Source organism: Vibrio sp., assembly GCF_048266485.1.
Taxonomy (GTDB): domain Bacteria; phylum Pseudomonadota; class Gammaproteobacteria; order Enterobacterales; family Vibrionaceae; genus Vibrio.
Window position 1 is genome coordinate 880,083 of record NZ_JBLWZK010000001.1, and the last position, 18,794, is coordinate 898,876.

An 18,794-nucleotide genomic window follows, 5' to 3' on the forward strand; every position below is an offset into this window, starting at 1 on the left:
TAAAATTTCTGTTAGTAGTGATTCTACATACAAATTTTATAACGCAGTTAGCGAGTTTTTTAGCAAGCTAAGATGATCAATTATTTGTTGGAGTTGGTATAATTAATGAAGAATAAAAAGGCGAGCTTAGGTTCGCCTTTTTTATCACTTAATTTTACAGAGAAAATGATGAAAATTTATGACTGCTGCGATTTAGTTCGCGAACTCTATGCTCAAATTGGTAGTGGCGATCAAGGCTACATTCCTCAAGCCATCACTTGCGCGGTAAAAACCTTCAACGATATCGCCGCCGATGAAAACCTGCCAAAAGAAACACGTGAACGCGCGGCCTTTGCTGCAGCCAATTTGTTAATTTCAGATTTTGAAGACTAAGCTTAAGGATAACCACCATGAATTTAGCCAATTTTGAAAACATGGATCCAGTAATGCTGATGAGTATCGTCAATATGAAATTACGCGACGAATATGGTGATCTAGATAACCTAGTCAAAGCTTTTGATATTGATAAACAAGCCTTAATCAACAAACTTGCTAGTGCCGGGTTTGATTACTTACCTGAAGTGAAACAATTTAGATAGTCACGAACCATAACGGCTATCTTTCTCTTAACTCGAACAAAAATAAAGCCGCAGTCACTTTCAAATTAGCACTGTGAAAACGAGTGCTGCGGCTTTTTCAAATTAAAAAACTTACGGTTATTTAACCAATCTAGTCATTGCCGGAATTCGTGATAACACAATAAAGTCGAGTAACAACATACTGATAATCGCCAATCCTGCCATAGGGAAAGTGATAGAAGTAATAATCATCACAAGTGCTCCTGTTTTCCATAATCGAGTATCCTTTGGCATAGGCGGAGGCACTAATCTTCCTGCACCAGAAGGTTTGCGTAACCACCACATCACTACACCACTCACCGAGATAAACATAAACATTAGACAAAGCGCTGTATTTAATGCTTTATTCCACCAGCCTAGTTCGCCTTCATGCAGCCCTACACCCGCAGCCATAAATTTGGCCATTAGAGCATAATCATCCCAATTAAAATCGATAATGGTTTGCTTGGAATATTGGTCAATATGAACGGTACGATCTTGGGTTGGATCATGAATGTCACCACTAATCGTATCGGCAGACAAAGTATAAACGCCAGTATCATCGATTGGTAACATCACTCGGAAGTAACCAAAACCCAATTGTTGTCCGGTGTTTATCACTGTATCGAGATCTTGCGCTTCAATATTGTATTGCGCTTTAGGCATAGCCATATTATGAGCCGCGTGCAGATCAACGTCTTTAGGCTCACTATCTAATTTCTTATCTGAAATCGGCATCGGAGCTTGCTCAAGATTCCAAGGAACTTCTTTTTCATTGCCGTGGTTCATACTGGCATGCGTTTTGTCCGACACCGGAATGTCATAGTATTTTTCAGCGGGAAAGGTAGACCAACCTTGTACGAGCTTATCGCCCCATATTCCAGCCCAAGATAGTCCAGTGATCAAAAAGAACAGTAAAAAAAGACTGATTACCCCACCAATGTTGGCATGAAGATCTCGCCAAAAAATGCGTTTACCACTTTGCAGCCTTATTTTGAAAAAACCGGCTTTACTAGCATTATCCCTCGGCCACCACATGTATAAACCTGTGATGAGTAATACAATCGCTAAACTTGCTGCAATTTCAATTAACCGATCACCTAAATCACCAATCAATAAAGTACCATGAATGTCATTGGCTAAAGCATATAAATTATCGCGGTCAATCTCTCCCTGTAATTGTCCGGTATATTGGTTAACTAACACAAACCATCCCGTTCCATCCGGTTTTACAATAGCAAAGCGGTTGGCTTCATTGGTAGCATGAGCGGGAATAAACTCTTTCACTGTACTATCAGGGTAGGCTAACTGAACCGCTGCTAGTTGCTCACTCGCCTCAACTTGAGAAGATAACGTCTCAACATAAATCTTATCACCATATTGAGCCGACTCTATTTGCGGGCCATACAACATAATAAGCCCGGTGATCGCGAGCATGCACATAAAGGGCACGACAAATAATCCAGCGTAAAAATGCCAACGCCAAGCCATAAAATAGAAGTTTCTTTTTTCTTGCGCAGCGTTAGCCACGCCTTGCTGAACACTGCGAGTTGCAGAATGCATGATATTTCCTTAAATCATTACTAAAGGTCAACAGACCCTAAACAATCAATCGTTTAATCTGGCCAAAATTCGACTGTCGCCAGAAATACAGACAATAAAAGTCAGTTAATCTGAGCTTTCAATGCCAGCTAAAATAGATTAAATGGAATAAAGTTACTTACGCATTCAGAGGTGGGGCTCTAGGTGGGCTACCAAATGGATAAAAGTCACTTTCATTTGGCGGTGGCGGTTGCTTAAAAGCTAGAGTTTTTATTATTCTATATTGGCTTCGAAGTTGAACATCACTGACATCAACCTCTAACGCACAAGTAAAAACGCAGTGACCAGAAGAGGATGGTTGTAGATGTTCTGGCTCGCCTTCAACTTGTACTAATTTCAATCCGTTAAAAGTACAAAGTGTTTCCCATACCCCATTCACGCCACTGTGAGCGTTGACGGCTGGCATAGAGAAAATAACTAAACAATTTAACAAGCAGAGCTTAATAAACCATTTGTTTTTTAATCGGTATAGATTCATTGGTTCAATAACCGTCCCCCATTATAAGGGTTAATATAGAACAGCAAGCTTCCCCCCTCTTAACGAACTACCATAGTTAAAGTTAACTCCGATACCAACGGTATCAATAAAATCCCAATCAAAAACATTTAACTAAGCACCCCCTATTCGAGCTTCATAATATGAATTCCTTTAAGGATATCCGAGTTAAAATACATATCGCACGCCAGTCCCCAAGATAACATTATCACTTTGATAAAAATCCAAATTCGACATTTCTTTTGTAAAACCACCCATTACCGCGACACCGACACCAGACCAGCCAAAAATATTGTCGTAGGTATAAGTCGCTAGCACTCCGACGCTATCATCTTCCCGTGTTTCTAGAAAAATTGGATGAATTTCATCAAACTTAGAGTACTGAAATTTTATACTTATAGTTAAAAGTGAACTATCAAATTTCTGAACAGCAGCAAGCTGGCCGGTATAAGTATCCGATGCCATGGCTTCGCCTTTGGTATGTTGTTTTAAATAAGCGACAGAACTTCGCAAGAATAATCGTTGCGTAAGTGGCGTCAAATAGGAAAATTCACTGTAATAAAGGTCACCTTCTCGCTCCAATTGAGATTGAACATCCGAGCTATAATTGCTCGCACTTAATTCATCATCAATTTTTCGCTGGCCCACTGCCAACTCAAAGCCAATTCCGGTCCCTAAAATCTCTTGATATCGAAACCGAACACCTTTAATACGTTGATCTGTTTCTTGTCGTTTACTGCCGACTAAGAATGGGTCTTCCCAAGTCGAACTCTTCAATAGGCCAGGAATATATGACAGTTTGAAAGTGCCTATCTGCTCAAAATACTGACCATAACCAACTTCAAAATGCGGCCGGCCGAGGACTATATCCGCATTACTGGTACCCATGAAGAATTGTTGATTTCCCCCCAGAAAGGTGTAATTAACCTGACTGGCAGCCACCGGATAAATAAAAGCTTCTGATTTAGTCTCACCTTTATCATTTAACGAATTTAAAGTCTCACTGCCTGAATCTGATTGAGAATCCGATTGAATCACACCAAACAGTAACATTGCATTACCAGAGAAGCCTTCCTGCCATTTTCCTTTTACTTCAGCACTATAGGTTGTCGATGAAGAAAGTAATAAGATAGCAGCAAGAGCGTGCTGAATTTTCATATCTATTCCTTAGATAATGTTCTTTAAAATCAAGCAAATCCATTGACCGCATAAAAGTTATAACTGAGTTACTAAAAAACTACAAATAGAATACCTGAACCACAGACTAAATTGCTTATTAAGTCTCATAAAAAATGCCAACTACCTTTCAATAGTTAGCATTAGTGAATTGCTTTTAAAATAGTAAGCTGTGTTCTGAAAGGTTAGATCACAAACACTTCATAGCCTTTTAATTCAGGAATTTGCTGACGGAGAGTTTCTTCATCTTTTGCGATACCTTGCAAATCAACACAGTAACCTGCCGCTTCTTTTTGTAGTTCTACAGATTGCGATTGTAATTTCGTTTCAACTTTCGCTTTTAAATCAATCAACTGGTTTTGTAGTTCACTTAAATTCACACTACCACCAGCTTTCATTTTTTCAGATAGCACCGCAAATGCACTTGAGAAAAACTCCCCATTAAAACGTTGCATCGCTGCAGAAGAATCCGCTTTCCAATTAGCAATCGCTTCGCTTACGGCATCTTTTTTCAATACCCACTCTCCATCATTGTAGTAGCGAGATTCAACGTCAGAGTAGAAATCACCCATGGCTTTTTTCAAGTTATTGAATGAATCCGGAGCATTAAAAGATTCACTCACATCATCAATCACTTCATTAGCTAGCTCAATACCCTGATCAGCAATGTCTTTGGCTTTTGGTACATACAAGCTAACTTTTTCACGATACGTTTTAACCATTTGTTGCTGCATCTGGTTCAAATCGACTTTTTTACCATTAATAAATAATTGATTTTTTTGATCAATTACCACTTTAGGCTTACCTTGCTGATAAACCGAAACCACATCATCTTTAAGGTGTAGTTCATTATTAATATTAATATCGCAACGTGGCGCTTGAGCCAAAGCAGAAAACGAATACAGTGCCAGTAGTGTCGCCAAAAGTGTTTTTTTCATTTAAATAACCTCATTAGAGATGAGTAAATACAGTTGTTATCGAATTGTATACCCGAAGTAATTGGAGTTACAGTGATACGACAAGTGAAGGAAGCCCCATGGACATAGCTCGCCTATGACTTCTTTTAACAAAGAGATAAAGGGATGAATAAATGCCGTCAACAAAGTTTCAGGTTCGATGAGTATATAAATAAACTATAACAAGATTATGATGCTTAACGTCAAGAATAAGTGAAATGTTCATATATCCAAACCACTTCAAGCTATACCTCTAATTAGAATAATGCCACCACTTCATAACCCCTTTCTTTTCCTGCAATGTTTAATTCAAACTCATCTCCTAGCCGCTTATTTTTCAATGCCTTTCCTAACGGTGAATCAAGGGTGATCATCTGAATGGTTTGATCTTCAAATTCCAACGTCAATCCACCAGCAACAGGGCTGACAAAGAGCCATTTATTGATATCAGCTTGTTCTTCGTACAGCTCAACTAATGCGCCTAAATGTATGGGATCTTGACTGGATAGGCTTTTAATCGGCAAAGCCTTAAATACTTGAAGATCTTGTATGCATTGCTGAACTCTTTGCGCTTGGCCGTGTGCTAAATACGCCGCCTCTAAGCTTAAGGTATCGTATTTATGCTCTGGTATGTTTTGCTTATCAGTTGCCGCATTAATTGCAGTTTGAGTGGCTTGATACGCAACATCATGGATATCTATCAGAACTTTTATGATCGCTTGATGTAAAGTTTCTTTATTCATAGAAAAGCTCGATAACCTTTTTCATTAATTATTTTAAATGCGCTACTATTCATCATCGCTTTACGACAGTATTACAGATGGATTTTTATGAGCCCGATTCAACAAGCGTTAAAAGAGTACTTTGGTTTTGAACACCTTCGAGGTGGTCAACAACAAGTCATCGACACTATTTTATCAGGTCATTCTGCTGCGGCGATTTTTCCTACCGGCTCAGGTAAGTCACTATGTTACCAGTTGCCAGCCATTTTATTGCCACATCTAACGTTAGTAATTTCACCACTACTAGCGCTAATGAAAGATCAGCTCGAGTTTTTGCATAGTAAAGGCATTGCCGCCGCATCGGTGGATTCAAGCCAAGATAGAGAAACCACCAACCGCATTATGCAGCAAGTTCGCAATGGTGAGATAAAAATTTTGATGATCTCGGTTGAACGGCTTAAAAATGAACGTTTCCGTCAATTTATCTCACAAGTTCCCATTTCAATGCTCGTAGTTGATGAAGCGCACTGTATTTCTGAGTGGGGGCATAATTTCCGACCAGACTACCTTAAGCTACCTTTTTATTGCCAAAGTTTAAACATCCCACAAGTTTTACTGCTTACTGCAACCGCCACGCCGAGCGTTATTGAAGACATGAGCCGTAAATTCAATATTGATAAAGAGCACATTACGGTAACGGGCTTCTACCGTCCTAATCTCGATCTCAGCGTGCTACCTTGCGAAGAAGATGAAAAACCTCAAGCATTAGTTGATCTTCTTTGTACCGAAGCAAGTTTACCAACCATTGTTTATGTCACCTTGCAGCACACAGCGGAACAAGTCGCTAAGCATTTACAACACCATGGTCTTAATGCTCTAGCTTACCACGCAGGTTTAGATTCTGACATTAGGCAAAATATTCAACAACAGTTTATGAATGGTGATGTACCTTGTATTGTGGCAACCATTGCATTTGGTATGGGAATAGATAAATCAGATATTCGTCGAGTCGTGCACTACGACCTACCCAAATCGATAGAAAACTATTCCCAAGAAATTGGCCGTGCGGGGCGAGATGGGCAATCATCTTACTGTACTGTGCTTGCCAATAAATCGGGCATTAATGTACTAGAAAACTTTGTCTATGGTGACACACCAGATCCCCAATCGATTCAATGGTTACTGGAATTGATCTTTGATGAACAAAGTGCTTCTGGACTCTGGGAAGTGATGCTAACTCGTTTATCTCGCGATTCCAATATCCGCCAACTCCCGCTAAAAACGCTGCTGGTTTACCTCGAACTACAACAAGTCATTCAAGCCAAATATAGCTACTTTGCCGATTATCGTTTCAAGCATATTGCCAGTGAAAGTGAAATTTTGTCGCGCTTCCCCGAGCAAGGAAAACATGCTGAAAGACGCCAGTTTATACAAGCGATTTTTAACTGTTCCAAAATCGCTAAGACATGGCGCAGTGTTGACTTTGATGCGCTGTGGATGGGTTATCAAGCCGAGCGTTCTCGAGTGGTAGCAGCCTTAGATTATTTCCATGAACAAGGACTGATTGAGTTAGAAAGCAAACAAATTACCGATGTCTATCAGGTTCTCAACTCTCCAGAAATAACACATGACCATCAGGTGATCGCACAAGAGTTATCTCAGCTATTTAAGCAAAAGGAACATGGTGATCTAAACCGGATTCAAACTCTGATTAATTTGTTTGAAAGCTCGTCATGCCTAAGCTCTAAGCTCGCCAGCTACTTTTTAGATCATGATGTTCCAAATGCTTGTGGTCACTGTAGTGTTTGTCGTGGAAAGCTTGCAACACTGCCTTCACCTTATCTAGATGACGTTGAGATCGAGAAAGTTAATTACTGGCTAAAACCTTACCGAGAAGCATTTAGCGAACATGAAAAATCACAACAATGGACTTTAACCCTCGAGGCTCAAACTCGCTTTCTTTGTGGAATTGCCACGCCATTAAGCACTCAACTTAAAGCAAGCAAAATGGATGGTTATGGCAAGCTCGAACAGTACCCATTTGCACAAGTCAGACAGTGGGTAGAAAGCTGCGCTTAAGATTAACTTGTAAGTAACAAAAACGGCCACTTCATTTGAAGTGGCCGTTTTTATTGGACTCGAACTACCTAAGCTTGGCTCAAATAATCACGATAAATCATCGTATACCCTAAGTAATTGAAGTTACAGTGAGGCGACAAGTGAATGAGACCCTATGAGCATAGCTTGTCTATGTGATTGGGGCGAATGAACACTGACAACAAAACTGTAGCTTCAAGTACGACGGGTATATTACTCTTGGTCTTTACGCTTACTAGCAGAACGACGTTTATTGCGTTCCGCTTGAATCTTTTGAAATTCCACTAACTCTTTTTCTGCCCACTCAGTTGCTTCAGCTTCTGTCGCAAAACCTAGTTGACGTTTAGAAACTATCGTTCTGCGAGAAGTAATATGACGAATGATTTCTGCTGCCCAACCATTACGCTTCTCGATTAATTGAAAGCTGTATTTTTTACTCATAAGACTCTTTTGACCTATCCTACCTCAAACAAGGAAACATTCGCTCTGACATAGGATTAAATTAGGTGCGCATTAGAGCACAAATCCAGCTAAAAAGATGCAAATATTAATATACGTTTACTACTGTTCACTCAGGCTGAAAAACAAATTGAGCCGTGACAGGAATACTCGTTGCTATCGAATCTAGCTTGGCGACATCTTGTAGTGCTTTTACTCCATCAGTAAGCTCAAATAATGCCGTGTCTACAACAATGGGCTTAAGGGTATTCACTTGAAATGCACCATCACTTAACGCGGTAACCAAGACTTTAGTGTCAATCTTCTGTTGGTGATCATGCAAAGAAAGATCAACAGTCAATGGAACGGTTTTGATTTCGCCCACTTTCATGTCATTGAGCACTTGTAAATCGACTTGAGCGCTTAAACTCGCTTCTGGATAATTCACCACATTAAACAACATATCTTTCATCCGTTCATCGCGAATTTCAATATGCGTATTCACACTGGCTAAATCAATATCAACGACCACCACACCTTGATTATTAATCATTCCATCAATGGTACGAAAACTATGGACTTCGGTCACAGCTGTATTTTTAACCGTGACAAAATGCAACTCTGAATGTAATGGATCTAAATGCCACGATGCTAAAGCTTGCTGAGAAAAAGCTAAACCTAAAGCGATCCCTGTAACTTTGGAGAAAACTTTGGTTTTTGAGAGAAACTGACTCACTGACGTTTTCATACTATCTTCCCTATCATTCAATACAACATGGTATCTATTCGTTGAGTTTCTCTAATAGTGTATGCCTTTTTTGTAAAGATTGAGTATTAACAATGTCAGAGCATTATTAATTTTATGACAATATAAAAAACGGCCACCGAAGTGACCGTATTATTCTTATCTTTTTCAAGTAACGAGAAACGAAGCGCTCAAGCTACGAAAGTCGATCACCCTATATGCTTACGTGCATTACGGAACATGCGCATCCATGGGCTATCTTCTGACCATTCCTCTGGATGCCAAGAGTTGGCTACCGTACGGAATACACGCTCAGGGTGAGGCATCATAATACTCACACGGCCATCCGTCGTCGTTAAACCAGTAATCGCATTTGGTGAACCATTCGGGTTATTTGGATATTGCTGAGTTGGGTTACCCATATTATCCACATAACGTAATGTCACAGTGCCTGAATCTTCAATCGCTTGTAGATGCTGATTATCACGAACTTCTACACGACCTTCACCGTGAGAAACTGCGATAGGCATACGAGAACCCGCCATACCATTAAAGAAGGCAGATTGAGATTCTTGTATTTCCACTAAGCTAAAGCGAGCTTCAAAACGCTCAGATTCATTACGAACAAAACGAGGCCATAAATCTGCACCTGGAATTAAATCGCGTAGGTTCGATAGCATCTGACAACCATTACATACACCTAGTGCAATAGTATCTTCACGCTCAAAGAAAGCAGAAAATTGCTCACGAGCATTGTCGTTAAACAGAATCGATTTAGCCCAACCTTCTCCAGCACCCAATACGTCACCGTAAGAGAAACCACCACAAGCCACAAGACCTTGGTATTCTTCTAATACTGCTTGTCCCGTTAAGATATCGCTCATATGGATATCATTCGCTTCAAAGCCTGCGCGATCAAATGCTGCCGCCATTTCTACGTGAGAGTTAACACCTTGTTCACGTAAAATAGCCATTTTAGGTTTCGCGCCAGTTGCGATATAAGGCGCGGCAACATCTTCGTTAATATCAAAGCTTAGTTTTACGTTCAGACCAGGGTCGCTGTTATCTGCTTTTGCGGCATGCTCTTGGTCGGCACAAGCTGGGTTATCACGCATCGCTTGCATCTTATGAGTCGTTTCAGCCCAAATAGTGCGAAGTTCAGTGCGATTACGCTCAAGGACTACTGTGTTACCAGAAGTAATACGAAGGCTATCAGAAGCTTCAACCGAACCAATCACGTGTGAACTCGCTGCGAGACCATTTTCAGCTAATACCGCTTGAACCGCTTCAAGATCTTCATTGCGAACTTGAATCACCGCACCTAGCTCTTCATTGAATAGAGCCGCGAGAGCATCATCACCTAAAGCAGCAATCTCCGCATTTACTCCACAATGACCGGCAAACGCCATCTCAGCTAGTGTAACAAATAAACCACCATCGCCTTTATCGTGGTAAGCCAGAAGCTTATTCTCACGAACCAAAGATTGCATACCAAAGTAGAAACCTTTTAGTTGCTCAGCGTTATCCACATCCGCAGGTTTGTCACCTAGTTGCTTGTAAACTTGCGCCAGTGCCGTAGCACCCATACGGTTTTTACCGTTGCCTAAATCAATCAAAACTAAGCTGGTTTCGCCTTTCGTCTGTTGCGGATCAATTTGCAGTTGTGGCGTAACCGTTTTACGAACATCTTCTACACGAGCAAAGGCGGTGATCACCAATGACAACGGAGAAGTCACTTCACGCTCTTCACCATCTTGTTGCCATTTAGTCTTCATTGACATTGAGTCTTTACCCACTGGGATAGTAAGACCTAATGTAGGACAAAGCTCTTCACCGACCGCTTTCACTGCTTCATATAGACCCGCATCTTCACCTGGGTGACCGGCTGGAGACATCCAGTTAGCAGACAATTTAATGTGTTTAATATCGCCGATATCAGTGGCTGCAATGTTAGTGATTGACTCCCCTACCGCTAAACGCGCTGAAGCACCGAAATCCAATAAAGCAACAGGCGTACGCTCACCAAGCGACATCGCTTCACCGTGGTAAGAATCGTAACTTGCTGCCGTCACAGCACAGTTTGCTACCGGCACCTGCCAAGGACCAACCATCTGATCGCGAGCAACAAGACCGGTTACCGAGCGGTCACCAATGGTGATAAGGAAAGTTTTCTCAGCAACCGTTGGAAGACGTAGTACACGATCAACCGCTTCATTTAACTCAATACCACTGCGATCAATCGCTGGGTTATTGGCTTTTAGCGTTTTCGCATCACGGTGCATCTTAGGCGTTTTACCTAAAAGCACATCCATTGGCATATCGATTGGCGTATTGTCGAAATGAGAATCTTCTAGTTTCAATTCACGCTCTTCTGTTGCCACACCCACTACCGCATAAGGCGCACGTTCGCGCTTACAAATCGCATCAAACGCGTCCATATTTTCTGGTGCAACCGCCATTACGTAACGCTCTTGAGATTCGTTACACCAAATTTCTAATGGGCTCATTCCTGGCTCATCGTTCGGCACGTCACGTAATTGGAAAATACCGCCACGCTCACCATCATCAACCAACTCAGGTAATGCGTTAGAAATACCGCCTGCGCCCACATCATGGATAAAGGCGATTGGGTTCGCATCACCTAACTGCCAACAACGGTCGATCACTTCTTGACAACGGCGTTCCATTTCTGGGTTTTCTCGTTGTACAGACGCAAAGTCTAAATCTTCTGCTGATTGACCCGACGCCATTGAAGAAGCCGCACCGCCACCAAGACCGATGTTCATCGCTGGGCCACCTAATACAATTAAGCTCGCACCAACTGGAATTTCTTTCTTCTGAACATGCTCATCACGGATATTACCCATACCACCAGCGAGCATGATTGGTTTATGGTAACCACGGATCTCTTCACCGTTATGAGAATTCACTTTCTCTTCATAAGTACGGAAGTAACCTAATAAATTAGGACGACCGAATTCGTTGTTAAATGCCGCGCCACCTAATGGGCCTTCTAGCATAATATCTAACGCCGTCACGATACGGCTTGGTTTACCAAAATCGGTTTCCCAAGGCTGTACGAAATTAGGGATTTTAAGGTTTGAAACAGAGAAGCCAACTAAACCTGCTTTTGGTTTACCGCCAACACCCGTTGCACCTTCATCACGAATTTCACCACCAGACCCCGTTGAAGCGCCCGGCCAAGGTGAAATTGCGGTTGGATGGTTATGAGTTTCAACCTTCATCAAGATATGTGCTTGCTCTTGATGGTAACCATATTGACGTGTTTGCGGATCAGGGAAGAAACGGCCTACAGTAGAACCTGTCATCACCGCTGCGTTATCTTTATAAGCCGACAACACGTTATCAGGGGTCACTTCCATCGTGTTTTTGATCATTTTGAACAAAGATTTCTCTTGCTCGACACCATCAATGGTCCAACCTGCATTGAAAATCTTATGACGACAGTGCTCTGAGTTCGCTTGAGCAAACATCATTAATTCAATATCAGTTGGGTTACGCTTTAGTTTTTCAGTAAAGCTTTCAACCAGATAATCAATTTCTTCTTCAGCTAACGCTAAACCAAGAGTCACGTTCGCTTCTTCAAGTGCCGAACGACCACCAGAAAGCAAATCAACTTCAGTTAACGGTGCAGGCTCTGCCACTTGAAATAACGCTTGTGCTTGTTCAAAGTTGGTAAACACTACTTCCATCATGCGATCATGCAGTAATGCTTTTAACTCAACGAATTGCAGCTCAGATAGCTCAACCGAAGATTCAACATAATACGCAGTACCGCGCTCAAGACGTTTGATTTTGTCTAATCCACAGTTATGAGCAATATCGGTCGCTTTCGATGACCAAGGTGAAATAGTACCAGGACGAGGAGTCGTTAAAAGTAGTTGACCTTGTGGCTCATGATCTTCAATCGTTGGACCATAAGTAAGCAACTTTTCGAGTTTTTCTAACTCTTGGGAATCTAGTTCAGAAGTGAGGTCTGCAAAATGCGCAAATTCAGCATAGATGCCAGACACAGGTAGGTTCAATTCACGACACAGCTCTAAAAGCTTGTTGACACGAAACTCGGATAAAGCGGGGGAACCACGCAAAATTCTCATGTGCTTAGGTCTCTTTAGCAGTTGTTTAAAAAAGAAAAGTGATATTGAAATCCGTTCAGAAGGCACCGCTCTTCAGCAGGACATATAAAGCGGATTTCAATTTCACCTAGCCCTTTTGCGACGTATTATAGAGTAATTTCCATGTCGACGTAACACCAAAAGCAACCGTTTGCGTATTTTTTTCAATAAAGGTCATTTGTATATACTCAAAGTAATTGAAGTTGTAGTAAGACGACAAGTGAATGCAGCCCCATGAGCATAGCTTGTCTATTCGATTGGGGTAAATGAACGCCGTCAACAAAGCTACAGTTTCAAGTACGAAGGGTATAAAACTCCTTTCAATTTTGCTGATATGGTCGCCATTTGGTATAAAGTAGCTACTAATGGCTTTATGAGATTTCCTTTTGATAAAACTTTTTTCTTGTTCCAACTTTAAGCGTTTGGTTTTCATGCTATTTATCCTTATTGGAGTAACCGCATGTAAGCCAGATAGCCGATCAATGACTGACTTAGAAAAGATCCAAGAACGTGGCGTTTTACGAGTGGGTACCTTAAACAATCAACTTTCTTATTTTATTGGTCCTGACGGTCAAACCGGTTTGGAATACGAATTGGCGAAAAAATTTGCCGATCAACTTGGTGTAAAATTGGAAATAAAGCCCGCTTATCATCTTACTGGCTTACTACCTGCTTTAGAAAACCACGAGGTTGATATTGTCGCCGCGGGGTTAAGTCACACGCCAGAACGATTAAAAAAGTTCAATGCAGGCCCTGCGTATTACTACGTCAGTCAGCAAGTAATCTATAAAAAAGGCTCTTGGCGACCAAGAAACTTACAACAATTGATCGACAAAAAAGGCAAACTTCACGTAGTTAAAGGAGCTCAATACGAATACACCTTGCAGCAGCTTAGTAAAATACATCCTGACTTAAAATGGAGCAGTAGCGATACCGAAGATAATACAGACTTATTAAAGGATGTTTCCGAAGGGAAAATTGATTTTACGGTAGTGGACTCAGTATCACTTTCGATCACTCAAAGACTTCATCCTAACTTAGCGTTAGCGTTTGAATTAACTGACGATCAACCTATTTCATGGTTCATTCGCAAAAGTAATGATGACTCTTTATATGCTTTAATTCTAGAATTCTTTGGTCAATTCAACCAATCAGGGCAACTGGCTAGCTTAGAAGAAAAATATTTTGGTCATATTCAAAGTTTTGATTATGTCGATACACGAGCCTTCATTCGCTCGTTAAACAGTAAGCTTCCAAAATATAAAAAGTTATTCCAAACTTATTCTAAAGAATTTGATTGGCGCTTAATTGCCGCCTTATCTTATCAAGAATCACATTGGAATCCTTACGCCAAATCCCCAACTGGTGTACGAGGAATGATGATGTTAACTCAGTCGACGGCCAAAATGGTTGATGTAGAAAATCGTCTTGACCCATCACAATCTATTCGTGGTGGTGTTGAGTACTTACGACGTATGATTAAACGTATTCCTGATTCCATTCCTAAGCATGAAAAAATTTGGTTTGCTCTAGCCTCTTATAATGTAGGTTATGGTCATGTGATGGATGCGAGACGTATAACCCAACATGAAAAGGGTAACCCTGACTCATGGACCGATGTTAAAGAGAGATTGCCTAAATTACGCATTCCAAGTTATTACAAATATACTCGTTATGGCTTTGCTAGAGGTGATGAAGCCAAAAACTACGTAGAAAATATTCGTCGCTACTATCAAACGATCATTGGTTACGAAGCAGAAAATCAACCGGTAAATTCTGATCCAGCGAAAGGGGATGATTTTCAGGTTATTCCAGCAACGGTCAGTGAAGCGAAACCAAGCGCTGACGAAACAACTGAGTCACCATCAACTAATTAAATAAGACTAAATAAAGTAACAAAACAAGAATAGCCCCAAGACTTAGTTAACGCTAATGATTGGGGCTATTTACCATAGATAGAATTCATCGTTGGAAAGAGTGATTTAGGTTATGAAAAATGATTAGCTGGAAAAAATAAACTGTGCTACAACTGTCATCGTTACGTCATAAAATAACGATATAAAGAAGATCAATATAATAGAAAATAGATATTAAGGAGGCATAACTATGTTCTCTAAAAAGAAAACAATGAATCGTCTTGTTCGTAATAAAGCGAACACCACTCGTAGAAAACGTATGCTAGCCAACAATAAGAAACAGGTACTATGGCGTCATCGCTCTTATGTTTTCTGGTCAGAAGTAGTTTAGTAATACTCACTAATAACAAGACTAACAATTTAAAAACCCGCCACACCCTATATCGACAAACAATTTATTGAATTTTTGTTTGTCGATAAATATCACTCCTCTGTATTTCCCTTTCTGGTCTGTTTAATCTCTTTTCGGCGACGCTTAAAAAAAGCTTGTAGTTGATGACGACATTCTTCTTCTAATAAACCGCCTTCTACCTGTGCGTAATGATAAGAAGCTTGGCTTTCAAATAGATTCAAAACCGTTCCAGCCGCACCAGCTTTTAAGTCATAAGCACCAAAAACAATACGACCTACTCGGCTATGCAATAATGCACCAGCACACATAGGACAAGGCTCTAAGGTGACATACAGAGTGGTATCTAGCAGGCGATAGTTTTGTAATGTTTGGCCCGCTTGGCGCAGGGTAACAATTTCCGCATGCGCGGTGGCATCATGCTCACTAATCGAAGCATTCCACCCTTCGGCAATGATCTTGCCCTCTTTGACTAATACCGCGCCCACAGGCACTTCACCATGCTCTTCCGCGATATCAGCCAATTCGATCGCTTTACGCATAAATTCTTTATCTTGTTCAGTAAAATTAGAGGGGGTTATTTCAAGCACAATCGACTCTCTTTTAGGGTAGAGCCTAGATTATACGTGAACATTCACTCGATGTTGAATAAATGCAGACCAGAATACTTAATTATCAAATTCATTATATTTAGAGATCATGGTTTTCAGCGCAACGGATTGTCGCTCGTTCCAACGTGTATCCCAACCAGTTTCAATCTCGATAGTTTTTAAAGCCACTCCCCCAGGAATAGGGAATGAACCAGAAACCGTCCAGATTGTTGTATAAGCCCCAGAAGTACTAGTACCATCGATAATACAATCAAAAGTCATAAAACCTACGTCATCACAAGTTGCGGTACTACTGGCTCCACTTAATGAACTATTCGCACCACTAACAGATCGCGTTCTAAATAGTTCTAATTGAGACTCTGCCAGGTGCAGTGCCTTAATACTGTTTTCAGCATAATCAGCTTGCCTTTCCATATAGGTTTGCAGTTTGATTAGCCCCATAATGCCGACGATAAGAATGATAAAAGTGATCAACACTTCAATTAAGCTAAAGCCCTGTTGTTTAGAAATCATGCCATGATCCTTTTAGCCAACGTGGCTTATATAAGCTACTTAGTGCATGGTTTATTTTATTTCGATCATAAGAAATATTCGAAGAAGCGTCTATCATCGCTAGAGAACCTGGAGTATCTATAATTAACACTCCATCTGTCTCTTTCGAACCTCTCATAAATAAAGTAGGAACAGGGGCACCTAAATCTTTCAATTCTTGAGTGTAATATCCGGTGATATATAACCCCTCCGACATGTTCCCCCATAAGCTTATATTTGGAGAAAAATTTGTATTTAAGTGATATAAAACACCATTAAATGGCACACTCCCAGAAGAACCTAGTAACCCATTTTGCACGACAACGATAATCCCATCACTCGTATCTTTCGATAAAGTTTGTGTCGCAGGACCTAAATCACAAGTTCCATCCACCCAAATCAAGCTCTTATTGTTCTCAATTGCAGAAGCAATATTCTTGTCACACGGACATACAGAGCCAGAACAAAAGCCACCAGTTATAACCGTGAATTCCTTCTTTATGGATGATAGTTCAGACTTAGGTACACCAAATAGGTCTTCAAATGGATCTAAATCTGAGTCGTAGTAAAAGTCATCTTTAAAATTATTTTCTGATAATAGTTGAGTGCCATCCTCATCAAGCTGGTTATTTTCTTCTGATAATTTTAAAACCGAAGATGGATTGCTAATACTTGTTTGATAACTTGAATCACATCTACTTGTACTAGGAAAGTCTGGTGATGTAGGTATAGTTGTTTGAAGATTACTTGTCGCGTTCAAATAAATATTTTTTGAATATTTAACGGCTACACAGCTATAGGTATCAGGGGCTGAAATAAGTTGAATCGGTTGTGGTTTTATATCAAAAGCTCCGATCATAAATAAATCAGCAGTAGCTGTAATAGCTCCTAATGTTCCGGCACCTGGTATCCGCAACGCTTTGACAACTCGATAACCATTCTCATTCGATTCAACCGTATACAAATTTGAAGTGCCTTGTCTTGTGATATGAATATTACTGGGCTGATCACAATCATTGTATGAAACTGAATTTGGTTGATTGGATGACACATCAATAAGTTTGGCCATCACACACTCTAACCTTCCTTCACCTTTCCAATGTAGTTGCCTAGCCTCAATCTCATTCTGCACACGCTTAGCTTGAAAGAAAACACCTTTATAACTCGCCAATGAAAGAACCAACACACTCGCAAGTAGCAGCACTGCCACCAATAATGTTGCGGCTCCTCTTTGTTTTGAAAGTAAGGAGGTAGAGCTAAAGTGATTAAACATTACTTCCAGTTCCTTTGCTTAATTTGAGTCGACATAGTTTGTGGATACGAACCATCAGACAAAGAGGCAGTTAAAGTGATGGTATAAAGTGCTGAGCTGACTGTAGAGCCTAAAGCCTGACTGGCGACTTCAAAATTATTGACTTTAACTCGATTTGTATCGAGAAGTGAAAATGATGGGTTAGCCGAAGTGCCACACGGGATGAAAGTTTGTGTTGTCGATACTGATTTTTCACACACTCTTAATGCTTCATCTTTATAAATAAAGGCCACTTGAGTGTATAAGCTACTACCTCCACTCAATTGAGTTTGGTATCCATAAGCTAAACTACTGGAGGTTGTTTCGATTATCGAACTCGCCCCAGACAAAATGAAACTTTGCCCGTTATTGCCATTAAAGCCAGCTCTTTGGGTATCTTCTTTTATGTAACGCAACGCTTCATTCATACTCTGCAAAACAAACAGACGTTGAGATCTTTCAGCGGCAATTTTTTGACTCGAAAGGAAAACACCACCAACGGCGATTAAAGCAATGATTCCCATCGCGGATGCAATCATCAACTCTACAAAAGAAACACCTTTTTGGTACTTCCTTAATGCCTTAACACTCCGGATAGCCATATACCTCCCCTGTCACGCTACAAATTCGCGCACTACTACGATTATGAAACTTCAACATTAAAGGCTTGGTTGAATCTACCGAGAATTGGATATTGCCATTTTGTGTTGGGCGGCCATTCACTCGGTCAAAGGTAGTCGTGGTTGATGAAGCGGTAAAGTTGACGGTGATATTTTTAAAAGGTGCACCATCCAAATAGGTTAACGCATTTACTTTCGCTGCATGACGATCTGAAGGCGTGCTTGGAGAAGTATTGGCCACCAATGCCCACTCCCCAGCATAAGCAGCCCCATCTTGTACAAAGTGCAAATAAAGCTCCTGGTTTCTCAATACGGCCTCTGATTTAGTTTGCCCCCAAAAGCCTTGCAGTTCCTCTGCTAACCTTTGCATTTTTGATCTTTCACTCATCCCACTAAACGATGGCACGGCCGCAGCTAACAAAACCGCTAGCACGATTAATGAAATCAGCATTTCTATTAGCGTAAACCCTCGAGCCATTCCCCAAAATCCTCTGCAACTAGTTACATCTTGA

General features: G+C 40.7%; 20 protein-coding genes. 5 read left to right on the forward strand and 15 right to left on the reverse strand.

The window, feature by feature from the left end:
• Positions 1–168 precede the first annotated feature (168 nt).
• Both ACN0T8_RS04005 and ACN0T8_RS04010 read left to right on the forward strand, forming a co-directional pair.
• On the forward strand, positions 169–372 hold the full coding sequence (locus tag ACN0T8_RS04005; RefSeq protein ID WP_027696857.1) for a YaeP family protein: 204 nt from the start codon (positions 169–171) through the stop codon (positions 370–372).
• A 17-nt stretch (positions 373–389) separates the two neighbouring features.
• Complete coding sequence (locus ACN0T8_RS04010; protein WP_417879350.1) at positions 390–578, forward strand: DUF4250 domain-containing protein; 189 nt, start codon at positions 390–392, stop codon at positions 576–578.
• Between the two features lie 117 nt (positions 579–695).
• Here the strand turns inward: ACN0T8_RS04010 and ACN0T8_RS04015 are convergent, their stop codons facing one another.
• From ACN0T8_RS04015 to ACN0T8_RS04040, 6 genes are all read right to left on the reverse strand, one after another.
• Positions 696–2,159 (reverse strand): PepSY-associated TM helix domain-containing protein, encoded by a 1,464-nt coding sequence (locus tag ACN0T8_RS04015; RefSeq protein WP_417879351.1) that lies wholly within the window; start codon positions 2,157–2,159, stop codon positions 696–698.
• A gap of 157 nt (positions 2,160–2,316) precedes the next feature.
• Positions 2,317–2,604 carry a hypothetical protein gene (locus tag ACN0T8_RS04020; RefSeq protein WP_417879352.1) on the reverse strand — a complete coding sequence of 96 codons (288 nt, stop codon included), beginning with the start codon at positions 2,602–2,604 and terminating at the stop codon, positions 2,317–2,319.
• 102 nt (positions 2,605–2,706) lie between these two features.
• Positions 2,707–2,784: a Solitary outer membrane autotransporter beta-barrel domain gene (locus ACN0T8_RS04025; RefSeq protein ID WP_417879500.1), complete on the reverse strand. Its 78-nt coding sequence runs from the start codon at positions 2,782–2,784 to the stop codon at positions 2,707–2,709.
• Positions 2,785–2,862: 78 nt separating this feature from the next.
• Positions 2,863–3,852 carry a DUF2860 family protein gene (locus tag ACN0T8_RS04030; protein WP_417879353.1) on the reverse strand — a complete coding sequence of 330 codons (990 nt, stop codon included), beginning with the start codon at positions 3,850–3,852 and terminating at the stop codon, positions 2,863–2,865.
• A gap of 203 nt (positions 3,853–4,055) precedes the next feature.
• Positions 4,056–4,808 carry a DUF2884 family protein gene (locus ACN0T8_RS04035; RefSeq protein ID WP_417879354.1) on the reverse strand — a complete coding sequence of 251 codons (753 nt, stop codon included), beginning with the start codon at positions 4,806–4,808 and terminating at the stop codon, positions 4,056–4,058.
• A gap of 275 nt (positions 4,809–5,083) precedes the next feature.
• A complete protein-coding gene (locus ACN0T8_RS04040) occupies positions 5,084–5,569 on the reverse strand; it encodes a GreA/GreB family elongation factor (protein ID WP_417879355.1) in 486 nt (161 codons plus the stop codon).
• An 87-nt stretch (positions 5,570–5,656) separates the two neighbouring features.
• Here ACN0T8_RS04040 and ACN0T8_RS04045 point away from each other — a divergent pair, with 87 nt between their 5' ends.
• Positions 5,657–7,627 carry a RecQ family ATP-dependent DNA helicase gene (locus tag ACN0T8_RS04045; RefSeq protein ID WP_417879356.1) on the forward strand — a complete coding sequence of 657 codons (1,971 nt, stop codon included), beginning with the start codon at positions 5,657–5,659 and terminating at the stop codon, positions 7,625–7,627.
• A 231-nt stretch (positions 7,628–7,858) separates the two neighbouring features.
• Here the strand turns inward: ACN0T8_RS04045 and ACN0T8_RS04050 are convergent, their stop codons facing one another.
• The 4 genes from ACN0T8_RS04050 to ACN0T8_RS04065 form a co-directional block, all read right to left on the reverse strand.
• On the reverse strand, positions 7,859–8,086 hold the full coding sequence (locus ACN0T8_RS04050; protein ID WP_193001572.1) for a DUF3622 domain-containing protein: 228 nt from the start codon (positions 8,084–8,086) through the stop codon (positions 7,859–7,861).
• Positions 8,087–8,213: 127 nt separating this feature from the next.
• Entirely contained in the window at positions 8,214–8,831 is a 618-nt protein-coding gene (locus ACN0T8_RS04055; RefSeq protein WP_417879357.1) for a YceI family protein, read from the reverse strand.
• Positions 8,832–9,037: 206 nt separating this feature from the next.
• Positions 9,038–12,946 carry a phosphoribosylformylglycinamidine synthase gene (gene purL, locus ACN0T8_RS04060; RefSeq protein ID WP_417879358.1) on the reverse strand — a complete coding sequence of 1,303 codons (3,909 nt, stop codon included), beginning with the start codon at positions 12,944–12,946 and terminating at the stop codon, positions 9,038–9,040.
• 106 nt (positions 12,947–13,052) lie between these two features.
• A complete protein-coding gene (locus ACN0T8_RS04065; RefSeq protein ID WP_417879359.1) occupies positions 13,053–13,397 on the reverse strand; it encodes a hypothetical protein in 345 nt (114 codons plus the stop codon).
• Between ACN0T8_RS04065 and mltF the strand changes: the two genes are divergently transcribed.
• Positions 13,396–14,841 carry a membrane-bound lytic murein transglycosylase MltF gene (gene mltF, locus ACN0T8_RS04070; protein ID WP_417879360.1) on the forward strand — a complete coding sequence of 482 codons (1,446 nt, stop codon included), beginning with the start codon at positions 13,396–13,398 and terminating at the stop codon, positions 14,839–14,841. The two genes, ACN0T8_RS04065 and mltF, sit on opposite strands and share 2 nt — an antisense overlap.
• A gap of 229 nt (positions 14,842–15,070) precedes the next feature.
• Positions 15,071–15,211 carry a hypothetical protein gene (locus tag ACN0T8_RS04075; RefSeq protein ID WP_160117486.1) on the forward strand — a complete coding sequence of 47 codons (141 nt, stop codon included), beginning with the start codon at positions 15,071–15,073 and terminating at the stop codon, positions 15,209–15,211.
• 92 nt (positions 15,212–15,303) lie between these two features.
• On the opposite strand, the gene tadA is transcribed toward ACN0T8_RS04075, so the two are convergent.
• The 5 genes from tadA to ACN0T8_RS04100 all read right to left on the reverse strand — a co-directional run bounded on the left by tadA (position 15,304) and on the right by ACN0T8_RS04100 (position 18,760).
• Positions 15,304–15,822 carry a tRNA adenosine(34) deaminase TadA gene (gene tadA, locus ACN0T8_RS04080; protein WP_417879501.1) on the reverse strand — a complete coding sequence of 173 codons (519 nt, stop codon included), beginning with the start codon at positions 15,820–15,822 and terminating at the stop codon, positions 15,304–15,306.
• 75 nt (positions 15,823–15,897) lie between these two features.
• On the reverse strand, positions 15,898–16,353 hold the full coding sequence (locus ACN0T8_RS04085; RefSeq protein WP_086961580.1) for a type IV pilus modification PilV family protein: 456 nt from the start codon (positions 16,351–16,353) through the stop codon (positions 15,898–15,900).
• Positions 16,343–17,644, reverse strand: coding sequence for a hypothetical protein (locus tag ACN0T8_RS04090; RefSeq protein WP_417879361.1), 1,302 nt, complete (start codon positions 17,642–17,644; stop codon positions 16,343–16,345). The genes ACN0T8_RS04085 and ACN0T8_RS04090 overlap by 11 nt, the downstream gene beginning before the upstream one ends.
• Positions 17,644–18,264, reverse strand: a complete 621-nt coding sequence (locus ACN0T8_RS04095) for a PilW family protein (protein ID WP_417879362.1) — start codon at positions 18,262–18,264, stop codon at positions 17,644–17,646. Before ACN0T8_RS04095 ends, ACN0T8_RS04090 begins: the two co-directional genes overlap by 1 nt.
• The gene (locus ACN0T8_RS04100) at positions 18,245–18,760 is read right to left on the reverse strand and encodes a GspH/FimT family pseudopilin (RefSeq protein ID WP_417879363.1); all 516 of its coding nucleotides are present in this window, start codon (positions 18,758–18,760) and stop codon (positions 18,245–18,247) included. The genes ACN0T8_RS04095 and ACN0T8_RS04100 overlap by 20 nt, the downstream gene beginning before the upstream one ends.
• Positions 18,761–18,794: the final 34 nt, after the last annotated feature.